Consider the following 16677-nt stretch of genomic DNA (forward strand, 5'->3'; position numbering starts at 1 on the left):
TTTTTGAAAAATTCCGGGGGCGGTTGTGGCTGTCGGTGGGCTGGTCTATCTCAGGCAGACGAATTTGAGGGCAGGGCAATGCGCGCAGAAGCACAGAATTTCGCGGATGAGATCAACAAGTCGCTTGAACTGCTTGCGCAGCGTCTTGATGTGGAGACCGCACAACATCGTCTGGAAGAATTCAATGCCCGGGTCGAAGATCCCAACCTGTGGGACGATGCGGAGGCTGCGCAAAAGCTGATGCGCGACCGTCAGGCGCTGGTGGACGCCATGGCGACCTACGAGGGCATCCGGACCGAGTTGCAGGACAATGTCGATCTCATTGAATTGGGCGAAATGGAGGAAGACACCGAGGTTGTTGCCGAGGCCGAAGCGGCGTTGAAAAAGCTGGCTGCCACTGCGGCCCAAAAAGAGCTTGAGGCGCTGCTGGACGGGGAAGCGGATGCCAACGATACGTTTCTTGAAATCAATTCAGGCGCCGGCGGGACCGAGAGCTGTGACTGGGCGTCTATGCTGGCGCGCATGTATGTCCGCTGGGCCGAGCGCAAGGGATACAAGGTTGAACTGCAGGCCGAGAGTGCGGGCGAAGAGGCCGGGATCAAATCCGCAACCTACAAGGTCAGTGGACATAACGCGTATGGCTGGATGAAGTCGGAAAGCGGGGTACACCGGCTGGTGCGGATATCGCCTTTCGATTCAGCCGCCAAGCGGCACACGTCGTTCACCTCCGTCAAGGTCTATCCGGTGGTGGATGACAATATCGAGATTGAGGTGAACCCGGCGGATATCCGTATCGATACTTACAGGTCCTCTGGCGCGGGGGGACAGCACGTGAACACCACTGATTCCGCTGTGCGCATCACGCACCATCCTACGGGGATCGTCGTGACCTCGTCAGAGAAATCGCAGCACCAGAACCGCGATATCGCGATGAAGGCCCTGAAGTCGCGGTTGTATCAGATGGAACTGGATAAGCGGTCTGCATTGGTGAACGAAGCGCACGAGAGTGCGGGCGACGCGGGCTGGGGCAATCAGATCCGGTCGTATGTGTTGCAGCCCTATCAGATGGTCAAGGATCTGCGCACCAACTACGAGACATCCGATACCAAAGGTGTGCTGGACGGGGATCTGGATGGGCTGATGGCCGCCACGCTGGCGCTTGCGGTCAGCGGCAAGAGCCGCGCGGAGGCGCAGGAGGGGTAGGCTCAACGCGGGCCTCAGTGTTCGGGCGGAGCGTGGTACGAGAGATTTTGGCCCTCCGGGGGGGAATATTCTGGCCAGAAAAAGACACCATGGGGCTGTGACATCAGGGGGGAGGCAATATCAGATGGATATTTTGGAGATGGATGCCTGCGCGCAATCAGAGGCCCTGGCTGCGGGGACGCTGTCGGCGGTTGAGCTGATGCAGCCGACCCTTGCGCGCATCGCGGCGGTAAATGGGACGGTAAACGCGATTGTTTCACTGCGCGACAGCGACGCGTTGATGGCAGAGGCGCGCGCGGCGGATGCGGCCCCGCGCAGGGGGTGGCTGCATGGCATCCCATTTGCGGTCAAGGATCTGGCCAATGTTGCGGGGCTGCCCACGTCCATGGGGTCACCGGTTTTTGCCGGGCAAGTGGCGGCGGCGGACGATCTGGTTGTCGCGCGGATCAGGCAGGCGGGGGCGATTTTCATCGGCAAGACAAACACCCCGGAATTCGGGATGGGGAGCCACACATTCAATCCGGTGCACGGGGCCACGCGCAATCCGTACGATCCGACAAAATCGGCGGGCGGATCCTCTGGCGGGACGGCGGCGGGCCTTGCGTCGCGGATGCTGAGCGTTGCCGATGGGTCAGACATGATGGGGTCGCTGCGCAATCCGGCGGGGTGGAACAATGTTTACGGGATGCGCCCGACCTGGGGGACGGTGCCGTCAGAGCCGGTGGGCGACATGTTTATGCATCAGCTGGCAACGTCGGGGCCGATGGCGCGCTGTCCGCGTGACCTTGCCGCGTTGCTGGATACGATGACCGGGGCTGATCCGCGTCAGCCGCATGGGATTTCGCCCGCTGACACAGTGCCACACCTGGACGCGGCCCTGCCGCGCCAGCGCGTGGGCTGGTTGGGAGACTGGGGTGGTGCGCTGCCTTTTGAAGACGGCATCATGGCGATCAGCGAAAGCGCGATCACCCAGATGCAGGGGCAGGGGCATTCGGTGAGCCGGATGGCGGCTCCCTTTGATGCGGATCTGATGTGGGAAAGCTGGACCACGCTGCGGTCTTTTACTGTCGCGGCAGGTTTGGGTGACATCCATGCCGATCCTGAGCGACGCGCCCTGCTGAAGGAGGCGGTGCAGTGGGAGGTGGAACGCGGGTTGGCCCAGCAGGCGATGACCCTGCATCGGGCCAGCGTGATCCGATCAGATTGGTATCGGCGGGTGCTGACCCTTTTTGATGAGGTCGATGTGCTGGTGCTGCCGTCGGCGCAGATGTGGCCCTTTGATGTCGATTGGGTACATCCCACGCAGATCGCGGGCGTGGCGATGGACACCTATCATCGCTGGATGCAGGTCACTGTCCCGGCGGGGCTGATCGGTCTGCCGGTGGTGAATTTGCCCATTGGTTTTGGGGCAAACGGATTGCCCGCCGGGTTGCAGATCATCGGGCCGCGGGGGTCGGATGCCAAGCTTTTGCAGTTCGCGCAAGCCTGGCATCAGGAGACTGATTGGCCGGGGCAAAAACCGCCCAAGCTGCCTGCCGCTTGACGCGCGCGCGCTTGAGGGCGCATCCTATGGAGATGACGACCCTTGCACGTGTCCACGGCGCCCCTGCATTCAAGGCCCCCACTGCCGCTCTGATGCGCCACGCGCTGAGCGCGGGATGGCGTGATTTCCTTGCCGCGCCGACATTTGGTCTGATGATGGGGGCGGTCTGTGTCGCTGCGGGGTGGGCTTTGGCCGGGCTGACGATGTGGTCAGGCCATACCTTTTGGCTGGTGTTGGCGGTTTTTGGCTTTCCGCTTGTCGCCCCCTTTGCAGCCATCGGCACCTACGAGGTATCGCGCCGGCGCGCGCATGGGGCTGCGGGCGATCTGCGCAGCATTGTGCATGTGTTATGGGCGGAACGCGCGCGGCAATTACCCTGGCTTTCGGCGCTGATGGTCTTTGTGCTGCTGTTCTGGTTCTTTCTGGGCCATATGATTTTTGCCCTGTTTCTGGGCCTCAAGCCGATGACCAACATCATGACCTCTACCGACGTCTTTCTCAGTGCGGACGGGCTGCTGATGATGCTGATCGGCAGTGTTGTCGGCGGTGGCTTTGCGCTGTTGATCTATGCGGTCTGCGTGGTGGGTGTGCCGATGCTGCTGGAGCGGGAGGTTGATTACGTCACCGCCTTGCTGCGCTCTATCGGGTTGGTGGCAGCGCACCCCAAGGTCATGCTGGGGTGGGCGTTGGTGATTGCGGCATTGCTTTTTCTAGGAATGGTGCCGGGTTTTCTGGGGTTGCTGTTCATCCTGCCCTGGCTGGGGCATGCGTCCTGGCATGTCTATGATGGGCTGGTCGTGCGCGAAGGGCCGGCAGACTAGCGGGTGCGTGTCAGGATGGGGGCTGAAGCGGCTCTTCACACCCCATGTCGACCAGCCGCTGACGCAGGTGAGGTGCTTGCGCGTCCCCCATTTCCAAGGCGAACACATAGGCATGGGTGAGAAAGAAAGCCTGCGCGATGGGGTCGTCGGCAGCATCGGCTGCCTGCTGGTAGAGCGTAATCAGGGCGTCCCGGTCATCAGCGGCATGGGCCGCGAGAAGCCGGGTATTCAGGTCCGTCATTCTGCGGCGTGCGGCACAGCGCGATGGCGCTCAACCTGGCTGGCGACCCATTTGTGAAACAGATGCGTCGGACCATCCATTGCCGGTGAGAAACGTCCGCCGTCAAACGCCACGCCGTGTCGGCCGCGCTGCATGCTTTCAACCGCCATGATGTCTTCGACGAAAACGACCCGCCACTGTTCGGTATTGCGCGCGCGCAGTGTCGCTGAGGTGTCCGGCTCAGCATAATAGAGGTGCGCGGTTTCGATGGTTTGATCCACGGCAACGGGATCAAGGATGATGACGAAGATGTGGTCGCGTTGTACGCCGACCATGACATTCGGGAGGAAGGTCAGATATTCGCCCGCTGCATCCCACTTTTCGGACAGTCCGGGGAAGTCGGGAAAGACGGTGCCGTCGTCGTCCTTGATCTGGCGATAGACATGTGTGCCCTGACCGGAGAATTTGCCCTCCATCTCGATATGGTAGTGGTCTTCCAGTCGCGAATAGGAGTTCAGGCCGGGGTGGACCCAGGGCAGATGGTAACTTTCACAATAGTTCTCGACCACCAGTTTCCAGTTGGTCTTGAGCGATAGCTGGATGCGGCTGTCCTTGCCGCCGTGATACATCGGCACGTCGAATTCCGTCCACCGCGCCAGCAAGTCTGCGTGGACCACTTCAAAAGGATCCGCGGTGCCGGTGATGTTGACAAAGATCACATCCATCCAGATGTGGCTTCGGATTTCCACCAGGCCAAGCAGCGATCTGTCGATGCCGTCGTGGGTGTTCTGGCCCGGACCGCCGACATGCGGGGTCGAGACAAGGCGCCCGTCCGTGGCATAGCACCAGCTGTGATAGGGACAGCGGATGGCGCCTTCGATCTTGCGGGGTTCTTCGACGAGGATCATGCCCCGGTGGCGGCAGGTGTTCTGGAAAACCCGCACCTTATTCTGTTTGTCGCGTACGATCAGCAGCGGCATGTCGAGAAACGTCACCGGAATCGCGTCCCCGATTTCGGGTACGTCGGCGGCGACGGCCAGACCGGCCCAGTTGTCAAAGAGAACGGCGGTGCGTTCCTCGGCGTGGATGGCCGGATCGATATAGTGCGCGTTGGGCAGCCCTTGCGCATGTTCGATGGGTCGACGGACATTGCTGAGATCGGTGATGGGGTGTTGATCCATGAGGGGCCTCCTGACGCTGGACTGATCATAGGCGCGGTTGGAGCGGCTTAGGAACGCATCAGCGACCAGACTTTGTCAGGGGCGACATTCCGACAGTCAGGTGAAGGGCTGATCAGGTTGAAGCAGGCGCCGATGAAAGGGTGGCAGTGCGTCACGGTTGCAGAACCCGGCGGCGCGGGCGGCGGGAAGGGCCTGGGCCAGACCGGTGCCCAGATATTCGTATACCAGTCGCGAGGCCCGCATGCCGCCGACGCTTTCAGGCACGGTGCGGGTGACATAGCCGACCCAGTAATTGTTCTCGAACGACGCGACCCGGCTGAGGTAATTGAACGAGCAGGTCATCGCATTGCTGCGTGCGGCAATGACCGCAATGCCGTCTTCCTGTTGCATGACGATGCCCCGAAATTCGCGCGCGCGTCCATCCGTTGGCAGATCCTGCATCTGCATGGCCGCCCGGCTTTCGAAGCCCCTTAGAAAGGTGTTGGTGCCATCGCGGCGCACATGCACCAACCCGACGACAAAGACGTCATGATCGATAAAGCTGCGGCGCGAGAACCGGTAAAAGCCGCTTGGGAAGACGTCGTGCGGAATGTCATGTGCGCCCGACCCGACGAAGTTGCGCAGAAAGGGGTTTGCGATGGGATCCTGGCCCGCGCCGATCTCGTCCACGGGTTCCAGCAGCACGCGGGCGTCGACCTCGAAAAAGCTGCAGATGCGTGACAGGACGTCCGGACGAGGGAAGCTTTCGCCCGCGAGGTAGCGGTTGAATTGTGTCCGATTGATACCCAATTGTCGCGATAGATCCGAGATGGACACATACGACGCGGAAAGCTTGCGCAGGTTCGCACCGAACATTGCTCTAAGTTGTGCGGGAGATTTGCTGTGTTTCGCCATTTATCTCTCTGTAAGACGCGCCGGAATTGACTTTCTGTGCTGTCTGACACGCAGGTTCCTAAGCAAATACAGACATGTGACGCGCAACAGCATCACCATAGGCGCTAATCCGCTACAAAAGACTAATGTGGCAGACACAAAAAGCAAGCCGCTCTGGCAGAATTAACTATGTCGCCCTAGATGCACGTATTGGTAGCAATGCTACAGGGACGTTGGGCAAGGAAGAGTTATGATTGGTGTAGTGTTGTGGTGCGATGCTGAGGCAGGAAAAGCTGTGTTTTGGTGCGAAGATCAGGGGGATCTGGCATATTTCGAAGATCCGGCCCTGCCGGGCATTGCGTCAGAGGTATTTTTTGATGCAGGCGACATGGTGCAGTTTGACGTCACAAACGAGAGCCGGCAAAGGCGCGCGCGTAATCCGCGGCTTTTGCAGGAGCAGGGATATGCCACCCTGCCAGAGCGCTTGCGCGAGGATGCGGCAAAACCACCGGTCGCTGCGTGCACGGCCACATCGGCCAAGATCATCCCGTTTCAGGCGGCTGCGCGTGCCGTGCGGCGTCGCCAGAACAGCCTGCAGCAGGCCTAGCAGCGCTGGCTATTCGCCGCGTGACAGGGCCGCGACACCTGTGCGAGCCACATCCGTCAATCCAAGCGGGCGCATCAGGTCGGCGAAGGCGTCGATCTTGTCGGGTGCGCCGGTAATTTCAAAGACAAAGCTTTCCAGGGTGCTGTCGACGACATTGGCGCGAAAGATATCCGCAAGCCGCAGCGCTTCGACCCGTTTTTCGCCGGTGCCCGTCACCTTGAACATGGCCAGTTCGCGTTCGACCGATCGCCCCTCAACGGTGAGGTCATTCACGGCGCGCACGCTGACGATGCGGCCCAGCTGTGCCTTGATCTGTTCGATGATCTGCGGTTTGCCGGAGGTCACGATTGTGACGCGGCTGAGGTGTCCGGTATGATCCACCTCGGCCACGGTCAGGCTGTCGATGTTGTACCCCCGGCCAGAGAAAAGCCCGATCACGCGGGCCAGCACGCCGGGTTCGTTTTCCACCAGAACCGCCAAAGTGTGGCTTTCCACCTTGTCGGAAAAGGTGGGGCGCAGGTTGTAGGCGGAATGGCTCGTGGCGCCTTTTTTCAGTTTTAGCGGGGACATGACGACTTCCTTTATCAATTGCATCGGAAACTTTGAAAGTTTCCGTCCGTTTTCTTTGCAAGAAAACGTTTCTACACCAGCACAGAGCCCTTTGCGTCGATGACGCCTTGGGTTTCCGCCTCGCCGAGGAGCATTTCGTTGTGGGCCTTGCCCGAGGGGATCATGGGGAAGCAGTTTTCATGCTTTTCAACCAGACAATCGACGATCACCGGGCCGTCATGGTCCAGCATCTCCTGAATGGCATCATCGACCTTGTCCGGGTCCTTTACCAGAATGCCCTTGGCGCCGAAGGCATCGGCAAGTTTTACGAAATCGGGCAGGGCTTCGGACCAGGACTGCGAGTAGCGTTCGCCGTGCAGCAGTTCCTGCCACTGGCGCACCATGCCCAGGCGTTCATTGTTGAGAATGAACTGTTTGACCGGCAGGTTGTACTGCACAGCTGTGCCCATTTCCTGCATGTTCATCAGCCAGGACGCCTCGCCTGCCACATTGATCACAAGGCTGTCAGGATGCGCCATTTGCACGCCGATTGACGCCGGAAAGCCGTAACCCATGGTGCCCAGGCCGCCGGAAGTCATCCAGCGGTTGGGGTCTTCAAAACCCATGTATTGCGCAGCCCACATCTGGTGCTGGCCGACCTCTGTACAGATATAGCGGTCATGACCCTTGGTCAGGGCTTCAAGTCGTTCCAGCGCGTATTGCGGGCGGATGACCTTCCCCTTTTGCTCGAATTTCAGGCAGTCAACCGCCTGCCATTCCTTGATTTTTGTCCACCATGTCTCAAGTGCGGCACCATTGGTCTTGCGCCCGCGTGATTTCCAGATCTTCAGCAGGTCTTCCAGCACATGGCCCACGTCACCGACAATGGGCACATCTGCCTTGATCACCTTGTTGATCGAGGAGGGATCAATGTCGATATGGGCCTTTTTGGATTTCGGGCTGAAGTCGGGGATGGTGCCGGTGATGCGGTCGTCAAAGCGCGCGCCGATGTTGATCATCAGATCGCAGTCGTGCATCGCCATGTTGGCCTCGTACAGCCCGTGCATGCCCAGCCAGTTTTTGCCCGACGCAGGGTAAGCGCCGAGGCCCATCAGCGTTGACGTGATGGGGAACCCGGTGGCATCCACCAGTTCGCGCAAAAGCTGTGACGCGCCGGGGCCGGAGTTGATCACGCCGCCGCCGGTGTAGAACACCGGGCGCTTTGCTTTTTCGATCAGGGCAACCAGTTCGGTGATCTCTTCCAGATCGCCTTTGACCTGCGGCTGGTAGTGCGAATTGGAAGGTTTCGGGCCCTCGTATTTGCCGGTGGCAAACTGCACGTCCTTGGGGATGTCCACGAGCACCGGGCCGGGACGGCCCGAGGTTGCCACGTGGAATGCCTCGTGCAGGACGCCGGACAGCCGGTCGGTTTCCTTGACCAGCCAGTTATGTTTGGTGCAGGGGCGGGTGATGCCGACGGTGTCCGCTTCCTGAAAGGCGTCGGAGCCGATCATGAAGGTGGGCACCTGACCGGTGAGCACGACGATCGGGATCGAATCGAGCAGCGCATCCGTCAGGCCCGTGACTGCGTTGGTGGCCCCGGGGCCGGACGTGACCAGCACAACACCCGGTTTCCCGGTTGAGCGCGCATAGCCTTCTGCCGCGTGGACGGCACCCTGTTCGTGACGCACGAGAATGTGCTTGATGCTGTTTTGCTGAAACACCTCGTCATAGATGGGTAGGACGGCGCCGCCCGGATACCCAAATACGGTATCGACACCCTGATCTATCAGGGCTTGAACGATCATCTTCGCTCCGGTCATCTGGCGTGTCATCTGCTTGGCTCCATCTAAAGCAGTTATCGTTGCGCATAAAAAAGCCCCCGAGTGTGTCGGGGGCGCATGGGGTCAGAAAGGGTCTACCGTTACCGGCCCATGCGCTTTCTTCCTACAATGACGACTAGTGCTGCCATGTGCGGCTGCTCCTTCATGCTGCGCGGGACATTAGGAGGGGTTGGCAGGGGCGTCAACAGGCAAATCGCGAAATTTGTGTCGCCAAAGGTGATTTCCACGACATATTCTTGCGCTCACGGGCGCAGGCGCGCAATTTTGCCTAATTCCCGGTGCGATATGCCTCATTCACATCGTCATGGGCATCCTTCGCGAGTTGTTGAATTTCCTCGGCCAGTGACCGGAATTCATGCGCGACAACCATCAGCCCCTTTCCGGCGTCACCCGCGCGCGCAGCTTCGACGCTTGCGTTCAGCGAGACAAGGCGCACGTGTTTTCCAATGTGTTGCAGCCGTGCGAGGCGATGGGCAAGCTGATCTGCTGCGTGGCGCGCGGTTTCCAGTTGCGATTTGTGTTCGCGGGCGAGGTCGTCCCAGAACCCATCGCAAATTGATGTGACAGCGCCAAAGTATCCCCCGCGCCCAAGTTTGAAATGCCGGGCAAGGACGGTGTGTTGGTCCGGGCTGTTTGTTCTGACAGCCCTCAGAAGGTCCACAGAGAGGGTTTTCAGTCGCAGGATCATCGCGAGGTTTTCCGGCTGCTGTTGCGCAATGCTGTAGATCCAGTTGCACAGGTCAGGTGGCGTATCCTCCAGCGGAACCCCGTTGCTGAGGGTGTTGCAGACGCCGGTGATGATATCGATTTGTCGGGCCAGTATTTCAAGGTAATGCGCCCGCTCTGTCGGCGAATTGGGCGCCTGTGGGTTTGGCCGGCAGATCATCGCCGCAAAAAGCGCGATCCGGATGTTGCGCGCGCGCATTGTTGCCACGCGGTCGATGACGCGGCGGATGTCCTCGAACGGGTGGTTTTGCAGGACGTCACCCGGACAGGGCGGGGAATGCTGGTTCATTCAGCCAGTCTTGCCGGGAAACCCTAATATTCGATGAGTTGGATCAGAAGGCGACGCCGGTGCCCTGCAGCACACCGTGTTCCAGCGCATATCGGGTCAGCCCGGCGGTGGAGGATATGCCCAATTTGCGTTTGATGTTCTTGCGATGCGTCTCGACCGTCCGGACGGAGATGTCGAGGTCGTAGGCCACCTGTTTGTTCGACTTGCCCTGTGCAAGTTGCAGCAGGATGGTCTGTTCGCGTTCGGTCAGCGCCTCGCGGGCGCCGCCGGGCTTGGGGGCAAGGCTGCCCTGGGCGCCGGTGCACAGATAACGATCTCCCGCCATAACAGTGTCGATGGCCTGCTTGATTTCGTCCGTGGGCACGTCTTTTAGAAGATACCCCATGGCACCGTGGCTGAGCGCGCTGTCGATGTATTCGGCATTGTCGTGCATGGACAGGATCACGACGCGGGTTTCGGGACGGCGTTCGAGCACGATTTCGGTCGCGGAGAGGCCACCGATTTCGGGCATGTTGAGATCCATCAGGATCACGTCCGGTGTCAGCCTGTCGAGTTGATCGATGATGGCGCGGCCGTGAGGCAGGGTGCCGACAACCTCCACATCATCATAGCTTTCGAGAATGGACTGGATGCCTTCGGCCACCATGGGGTGGTCATCAACAATGGCGACACGGATGGTCATTCGGCGGCGACTTTCTGGACGGGTGATGCACTTTCAGGGGTCAGCATATGGCTGAGTGGGACGGTGGCTTCAATAGAGGTGCCGCCGCCGGCTGCTTCGCGGATGGTCAGCGTGCCGCCGAGCTGGTCCATGCGTTCCTGCATGTTGCGCAGGCCGAGGCCCGGATTGCCACCCCGTTGCGATGTCGGCAATCCGCATCCGTTGTCAGTGATCCTGAGAGACGCGCCGCGTCGGTGGCCGCGGATGTCAATCTCAACCTCGGTGGCCCCTGAATGTCGCTCGACGTTGGTCAGGGCTTCTTGCGCAATGCGGTAGAGGGCGATCTTGGCGTCGTTATCCAGACGATTGCGGAAGACCACCGTATCAAAGTGGCAGGTGATGCCAGTGCGGGCCTGAAAGTCGCTTGTGAGCGTTTTGAGCGCCGGACCAAGGCCCAGATCATCCAACACGCCGGGGCGCAGGTCGCGGCTGATGCGCCGGACTTCGGTAATAGCCTCGCCCAGAGATTCTATCCCTTTTCCAAGGGGTTCTTCGGCGTTCTTCGCGCCTCTTTCAAGCCGACGACGGGCATTGTCGAGGGCATACCGCACGCCGACAAGGATCTGGCTGATGCCGTCGTGCAATTCACGGGCCACGCGGCCGCGTTCTTCTTCCTGTGCGTCAAAAACCCGCTGGGTCAGCTTTTTCAGCTTGGCATCGGCCAGCCTGCGTTCGCGCAGGTTGATCAGCATGCCGGTGCCAAAGACCGCCAGAAGTGCCGCCAGTGCAATGGCACCGATGTAGACAAACGTCCGTTCGACCCGCGCCTCGACATCGGCGCGGGCGATGGCGACGGAGCCCACGACATCATCGATAAAGACGCTGGTGCCAACTGCCCACCGCCAATCCTGCAGGCCGACCACATAGGAAATCATCCGCGCGTCTTCACCCGTCGAGAGCTTTGGCCACATATAGGTGTGATAGCCCGCACCGTTACGGGCGATGCGGATCAGCTCATCGACAATGGGTGTGCCTTCGGCGTCGGTATCGCCAGCCCAGTTGCGGGTGATTCTGTGGGTGTGACGCGGGGAGACAAGGGCGGTGCCGTCATAGTCATAGACAAAAAACTGCCCTTCGTCGCCATAGATCATCGCCGCGAGGATCTGGCTGACGCGGGCCTTGGCGTCTTCGTCGTCAGGCGGGGCAGATCCGTAGATGAAATAGAAACCGTTACGGGCCTGTGTCACGTAGTTGCGCAGCTCGGCCTTCTTGGCCTCGATCAACTGGCCCTCGAGGGTGGAAATCTCGCGTTCGGCCAGCGCACGGGCCTGCCAGGCCACCACGCCCGCGATCGCGGCCACAGCCAGGATCAGCGGAACGGCAGCCAGCAGGGTCAGTTTCTGACCATAGCTGGGCATGAATTGGGACAAGCGGCGCGCCATGGGCGATTCGTATGCGAAGTGCCGCGCGAATCAAAGGGATTAGCGATCGTGAAGGCGAAACAATCCTGTTGTCCGACCGGTAGCCGGACCCCGAAAACATGCAAATTGCCCAATATTTCAGCGATTTCGGCGCAGGCTACGCAGTAGTAGGTATTTCATATTCTGACCTGCTCGTTAGTGTGGCGCTACTTGTAACGACCTGCGGGCGAAAAATGCATCGTGGGCAATCCAAATTCGGGAGGAGTATCCTATATGGACCGTCGTTCATTTTTGAAGACATCCGCAGTAGGCGGTGCCGCCGCTGCAACCACCACACTGGCAGCCCCGGCCTACGCCGCTGGCCACCGCACGTTGACCATGGTCACATCCTGGGGCCGCGGCCTTGCAGGCGTGTTTGACGCCGCACAGCGCGTTGCCGACAGCATCAATGCCATGTCCGATGGTTCTTTGACCATTGAGATCAAAGCGGCTGGCGAACTTGTTGGTGCGTTTGAAGTATTCGACGCCGTGACCGCCGGTCAGGCTGACATGTATCACGCTGCTGACTATTACTTCGGGGGTCAGCATCCGGGCTATTTCTACTATACATCCGTTCCCTTCGGCATGACCGCACAGGAACTGGCAAACTGGTACTACCATGGCGACGGTATGGCGCTGCATGACGAGCTGGGTCAGATCTTTGGTCTGAAGTCCTTCCTTGCGGGCAACACCGGCGCGCAGGCTGGCGGCTGGTTCCGCAATGAGATCAGCGGCCCGGAAGACTTTAACGGTCTGAAGTTCCGTATGCCCGGTATGGGCGGTGAAGTGCTGGGCAAGATGGGCGCCTCCGTTCAGAACCTTCCTGGTGCAGAAGTGTATCAGGCGCTGGCATCTGGTGCGCTGGACGGTACCGAGTGGATCGGCCCCTGGGCTGACGAAAAGGCCGGTTTCCAGGAGATCACCAAGATCTACTACACCGCCGGCATGCACGAGCCGGGCGCGGGTCTGTCCCTTGCCACCAACCGCGATGTCTTTGACAGCCTGACACCCGCCCAGCAGAAGATCATCGAGATCGCGGCGGGCGAGTGTCACCAGTGGAACCTGGCACAGTTCCTGAACAACAACGGTGCGGCGCTGCAGCGTCTGCAGTCCGGCGGTGTGAAGGTTCTGGAATTCCCCGACACTGTCTGGGATGCAATGGGTGCTGCGGCGGCCGAGACCAAGGACCAGTACAATGGCGACGAGATCTATGACAAGATCCGCACCTCCTACGAGGCCTCCATGTCCGCGTCGTCTGGCTGGCTGACAAAGTCCGAAGGGGCCTACCGCGCACAGCGTGACCGGATTACCGGCTAACCCTTTGAGGTGACACAATAATGGGGAGGGCCTGCTGCAGCGCAGGCCCTTGCCCGCGCAGGACCCGCGACAAGCGGGCCGCATCTGACAGGGGGGCTTTGGTATGGAAGTGATTGGGTCGTTTTTGACCAATGTGGTCATGGCGTTCTACAATCTGGCCTATGCGATCACGCATCCGGGTTTGTGGCTTGACTGGACTGACAAGGAAGCGCTGTCGCGCTTTGTCTATTACGGCGGGTCATCAGAGCTTTTCTACGTCATCTTCGTTATTTTATTGATCGTAACAGCCATCGGGCTGTGGCGGCATTCGTTCCTGTGGAAGGTCACGATTGGCCTTGAAGCAGTCTCCAACACGGTAGGCCGCATTGCGGCCTGGGCCGGTTTGCTGATGGTCCTGCAACAGATCATTATTGTGCTTTTGCAGCGGGTGTTTACGGCCGCTGATATTTCAATCGGATTCGGCAAGGTTTTCACCTTCGATGTAAGCTGGTGGGCGGAAGAGCTGAAGCTCTATAACGCGATCGTCGTGTGCCTGTGCTGTGCCTATACGTTCGTGCAGGGCAGTCACGTCCGCGTTGACCTCTTTTATGCCGGTGCCAAGTGGCGCACTAAAAAGATCGTCGATATGTTCGGCGCGGTGTTTTTTATGATGCCTTTGGCAATTCTTACATGGATTTACGGCTGGTACTTCATGTGGCGGCACCTGATCGTGCCGAAGCCTTCGGCGTCGGATGCGCTGGACCGGATGCTGATGAAGTCCCGCGCGCTGCGCTGGAATGTCGAAACCATTGGGTTTTCGCCCAACGGGTTCAACGCCTACTTCCTGTTCAAGGTGCTGTTGTGCCTCTTCTGCCTGATGGTGTTTTTGCAAGCCATTGCAACGCTTTATCGGTCGTACCTCGAGTTGCGCGAAGGACCGAAGAGCAAGGACAAGTATCTTGACAAAGACAGCCTTGGTGAAGGCGAAGAAGCCTACGAGGGGACGCACTGATGCTGTTTGGTCTGGATGGGGTCGAAATTGGCCTGATCATCGTCTTTGTCTGCCTGTTTGGCGGTATTCTGAGCGGCTTTCCGGTGGCCTTTGCCATTGGCGGAGCGGGCATCATCTCTTTCGGGATCATTGCGGCACTCGACAGTGCCGGGCTGTTGATCCATCAGGCCGTTGACACCGGCAGTCAGGCATTCCGCGATCTGGTGGCCAGCGGCGTAAAGCCGGACGCGATATCCCAGTTCCGATACCCTGATTTACCGCGCGTCGGTGAACCGGTGTTCCCGCAGGGTTGGGAAGTGGCGCTGGACCGCAACGTCAGCTTTATCGTCAACCGCATCAACGAACGTGTGCTGGCCGGTCAGTCCATCGAGACGCTGCTGGCGGTGCTGATGTTCGTGCTGATGGGGATCACGCTGGAGCGTTCGAAGATTGCCAATGATCTGCTGACGACGATGGCGCGTGTCTTTGGCCCGTTGCCGGGCGGTCTGGCTGTGTCCATTGTTGTGGTGGGTGCGTTTCTTGCGGCCTCTACAGGGATCGTTGGCGCCACGGTTGTGACGATGGGGCTGCTCGCGCTGCCAACGATGCTGCGCAACAATTATTCGCCTGAAATTGCCACCGGGGTCATTGCGGCTTCGGGTACGCTGGGGCAGATTATTCCGCCCTCTATCGTGATTGTTCTGTTGGGAACGCTGGCGGGGGATCTGTATTCCGCGGCACAGGAACAGCGCGCGGCGGCCGCTGGCTGTACCGATGCGCTGACGTTCCTCGGAGAGCCTGCGGTTGTGTCCGTGGGCACGCTTTTCCAGGCGGCATTGCTGCCGGGGATCATGCTGGCGCTGCTTTATGCGCTTTATGCCTTTGGCTATGCGTTGCTGAACCCCGAAAAGGCGCCGGCGGTGCCGATGGGGTCCACGAATTCAGAGCCCGTGACCCGCAATGAGGCCTTCACATGGTTCCTGGGTGTGCCTGCCGCACTGATCATCGGTGTTGTCGTACTGGGCAATCTTGGGCTGGTGGGTAGTCAATCGACGACCATTTCCAGCTTTTCGGACAGTGGACAGACGGCGTCGCTGCGCACGAACGTGGGGCCTGAATGTGCGGCCTCCATGATTGAGTTGCACGGGCAGGACGCGTGGGATGCCGCCCTTGCCCAGCAGTCGGCGATTGACGACGCGGGCGGCGTGGCGCAGTCGGAGCGACTGACGGAAGAAGAACTGGTTGCGGCCCTTGACGCAAAGGTGGCCGCAGCGGCCCCCATCGGAACGGGCATCGCGGTCTTTCTCGTGCTCTTTGGTCTGATCCTTGCGGTGGGCCGGGGTGTGTCGCCGTCCGCCAGCAGCCGGCCTTTCCTGATCGGGGGTGTCGGGCTGGTGCTTGCCGCATTGACAGACATTGTGCTGGTGGGGCCGCTGACCTCGCCAGGTATGACCGTGGTGCTGATGGCGATCCCCTTTGCACTGGTGCTCTACGGGGTCACTCATGCGATTGGCCATTGTGCCAAGAACGAGCTCATTCGTGTGGTCTTTCCGCCGCTGGTGCTGATCATCGCGGTGCTGGGATCGATCCTTGGTGGAATCACCAACCCGACGCCCGCAGCGGCGCTGGGGGCGGGTGGTGCGATCATGCTGGCGGCCTACCGCAAGCTGAAAGATCTGGACCGCAGCCCTAAGGTGATCATCTGGTCCACGCTGGCGATCATCATCTGTATCCTGATCGGTGTGAATTTTGATCTGCGGATCAATCAGGAGAACGTGGGCTTTGAAAACTGGATCGCCTTCATTGCGGCCTACGCGGCCTATCTTTATGCGCTCTTCGGGCTCTTCTTTTCGTGCTGGATCCTCTACAGCTCGGGTGTGCTGACGCCGGTGGTGCGTGAGACTGCCAAGGTGACGTCGATGGTCTTTACCATCCTCATCGGCTCGCAATTGCTGAACCTGGTGGTGATCTCGTTCGGGGGGGAGCATTACATCCAGCAGTTCCTCAAGAGTTTTGACAACGAGCTGACGGTGTTCCTCATCGTGATGCTGGTGCTGTTCATCCTTGGATTTGTGCTGGATTTCCTTGAGATCATCTACATCGTGATCCCGATTGTGGGCCCGGTGATTTATGGCGGGACGTTCGACCCCAAGTGGGTCACGATCATGATCGCGGTGAACCTGCAGACGTCGTTCCTGACACCACCCTTCGGGTTTGCGCTGTTCTATCTGCGCGGTGTGGCACCGCCGCAGGTGACGACGGGGCACATCTACCGCGGGATCATTCCGTTTGTGCTGATCCAGGTGTTGGGGCTGGCGATCTTGTGGCTGTTCCCGTCAATTGTGACGATTGTGCCGGATCTGATCCCGAACTGATGAAACGCAGATCGGAAACTTTCAAAGTTTCCGACCGT

15 protein-coding genes are annotated in these 16677 nt (G+C 59.7%); 7 read left to right on the forward strand and 8 right to left on the reverse strand.

What is annotated here, in order from left to right:
* The first annotated feature begins 78 nt into the window (after positions 1-78).
* The 3 genes from prfB (at position 79) to H9Q16_RS03880 (ending at position 3567) form a co-directional block, all read left to right on the forward strand.
* The gene (gene prfB / locus H9Q16_RS03870) at positions 79-1203 is read left to right on the forward strand and encodes a peptide chain release factor 2 (protein ID WP_191074037.1); all 1125 of its coding nucleotides are present in this window, start codon (positions 79-81) and stop codon (positions 1201-1203) included.
* A 124-nt stretch (positions 1204-1327) separates the two neighbouring features.
* Positions 1328-2746, forward strand: coding sequence for an amidase (locus H9Q16_RS03875; protein WP_191074038.1), 1419 nt, complete (start codon positions 1328-1330; stop codon positions 2744-2746).
* Positions 2747-2778: 32 nt separating this feature from the next.
* Positions 2779-3567 carry a DUF2189 domain-containing protein gene (locus H9Q16_RS03880; RefSeq protein ID WP_191074039.1) on the forward strand — a complete coding sequence of 263 codons (789 nt, stop codon included), beginning with the start codon at positions 2779-2781 and terminating at the stop codon, positions 3565-3567.
* A 10-nt stretch (positions 3568-3577) separates the two neighbouring features.
* Here H9Q16_RS03880 and H9Q16_RS03885 read toward each other — a convergent pair whose 3' ends face one another.
* The 3 genes from H9Q16_RS03885 to H9Q16_RS03895 all read right to left on the reverse strand — a co-directional run bounded on the left by H9Q16_RS03885 (position 3578) and on the right by H9Q16_RS03895 (position 5823).
* A complete protein-coding gene (locus H9Q16_RS03885) occupies positions 3578-3808 on the reverse strand; it encodes a hypothetical protein (protein WP_191074040.1) in 231 nt (76 codons plus the stop codon).
* The gene (locus H9Q16_RS03890; RefSeq protein ID WP_191074041.1) at positions 3805-4968 is read right to left on the reverse strand and encodes an aromatic ring-hydroxylating oxygenase subunit alpha; all 1164 of its coding nucleotides are present in this window, start codon (positions 4966-4968) and stop codon (positions 3805-3807) included. The genes H9Q16_RS03885 and H9Q16_RS03890 overlap by 4 nt, the downstream gene beginning before the upstream one ends.
* 96 nt (positions 4969-5064) lie before the next feature.
* Positions 5065-5823, reverse strand: a complete 759-nt coding sequence (locus tag H9Q16_RS03895; RefSeq protein WP_246455453.1) for a helix-turn-helix domain-containing protein — start codon at positions 5821-5823, stop codon at positions 5065-5067.
* Between the two features lie 268 nt (positions 5824-6091).
* Between H9Q16_RS03895 and H9Q16_RS03900 the strand changes: the two genes are divergently transcribed.
* On the forward strand, positions 6092-6448 hold the full coding sequence (locus H9Q16_RS03900) for a hypothetical protein (RefSeq protein ID WP_191074043.1): 357 nt from the start codon (positions 6092-6094) through the stop codon (positions 6446-6448).
* Positions 6449-6457: 9 nt separating this feature from the next.
* Here the strand turns inward: H9Q16_RS03900 and ilvN are convergent, their stop codons facing one another.
* From ilvN to H9Q16_RS03925, 5 genes are all read right to left on the reverse strand, one after another.
* Positions 6458-7018, reverse strand: a complete 561-nt coding sequence (ilvN, locus tag H9Q16_RS03905; protein ID WP_191074044.1) for an acetolactate synthase small subunit — start codon at positions 7016-7018, stop codon at positions 6458-6460.
* A gap of 71 nt (positions 7019-7089) precedes the next feature.
* Positions 7090-8832, reverse strand: a complete 1743-nt coding sequence (locus H9Q16_RS03910) for an acetolactate synthase 3 large subunit (protein ID WP_191074045.1) — start codon at positions 8830-8832, stop codon at positions 7090-7092.
* Between the two features lie 277 nt (positions 8833-9109).
* Positions 9110-9856: a methyl-accepting chemotaxis protein gene (locus H9Q16_RS20730; RefSeq protein WP_191074046.1), complete on the reverse strand. Its 747-nt coding sequence runs from the start codon at positions 9854-9856 to the stop codon at positions 9110-9112.
* A 43-nt stretch (positions 9857-9899) separates the two neighbouring features.
* Positions 9900-10538 (reverse strand): response regulator transcription factor, encoded by a 639-nt coding sequence (locus H9Q16_RS03920; RefSeq protein ID WP_191074047.1) that lies wholly within the window; start codon positions 10536-10538, stop codon positions 9900-9902.
* Positions 10535-11959 carry a cache domain-containing protein gene (locus H9Q16_RS03925; protein ID WP_191074048.1) on the reverse strand — a complete coding sequence of 475 codons (1425 nt, stop codon included), beginning with the start codon at positions 11957-11959 and terminating at the stop codon, positions 10535-10537. Before H9Q16_RS03925 ends, H9Q16_RS03920 begins: the two co-directional genes overlap by 4 nt.
* Positions 11960-12211: 252 nt before the next feature.
* Between H9Q16_RS03925 and H9Q16_RS03930 the strand changes: the two genes are divergently transcribed.
* The 3 genes from H9Q16_RS03930 to H9Q16_RS03940 all read left to right on the forward strand — a co-directional run bounded on the left by H9Q16_RS03930 (position 12212) and on the right by H9Q16_RS03940 (position 16639).
* Positions 12212-13294 (forward strand): TRAP transporter substrate-binding protein, encoded by a 1083-nt coding sequence (locus tag H9Q16_RS03930; RefSeq protein WP_191074049.1) that lies wholly within the window; start codon positions 12212-12214, stop codon positions 13292-13294.
* 103 nt (positions 13295-13397) lie between these two features.
* Positions 13398-14285 carry a TRAP transporter small permease subunit gene (locus tag H9Q16_RS03935; protein ID WP_191074050.1) on the forward strand — a complete coding sequence of 296 codons (888 nt, stop codon included), beginning with the start codon at positions 13398-13400 and terminating at the stop codon, positions 14283-14285.
* Complete coding sequence (locus H9Q16_RS03940; RefSeq protein WP_191074051.1) at positions 14285-16639, forward strand: TRAP transporter large permease; 2355 nt, start codon at positions 14285-14287, stop codon at positions 16637-16639. Before H9Q16_RS03935 ends, H9Q16_RS03940 begins: the two co-directional genes overlap by 1 nt.
* Positions 16640-16677 lie beyond the last annotated feature (38 nt).

The organism is Sulfitobacter aestuariivivens, from assembly GCF_014763045.1.
GTDB classification, from domain to species: domain Bacteria; phylum Pseudomonadota; class Alphaproteobacteria; order Rhodobacterales; family Rhodobacteraceae; genus Sulfitobacter; species Sulfitobacter aestuariivivens.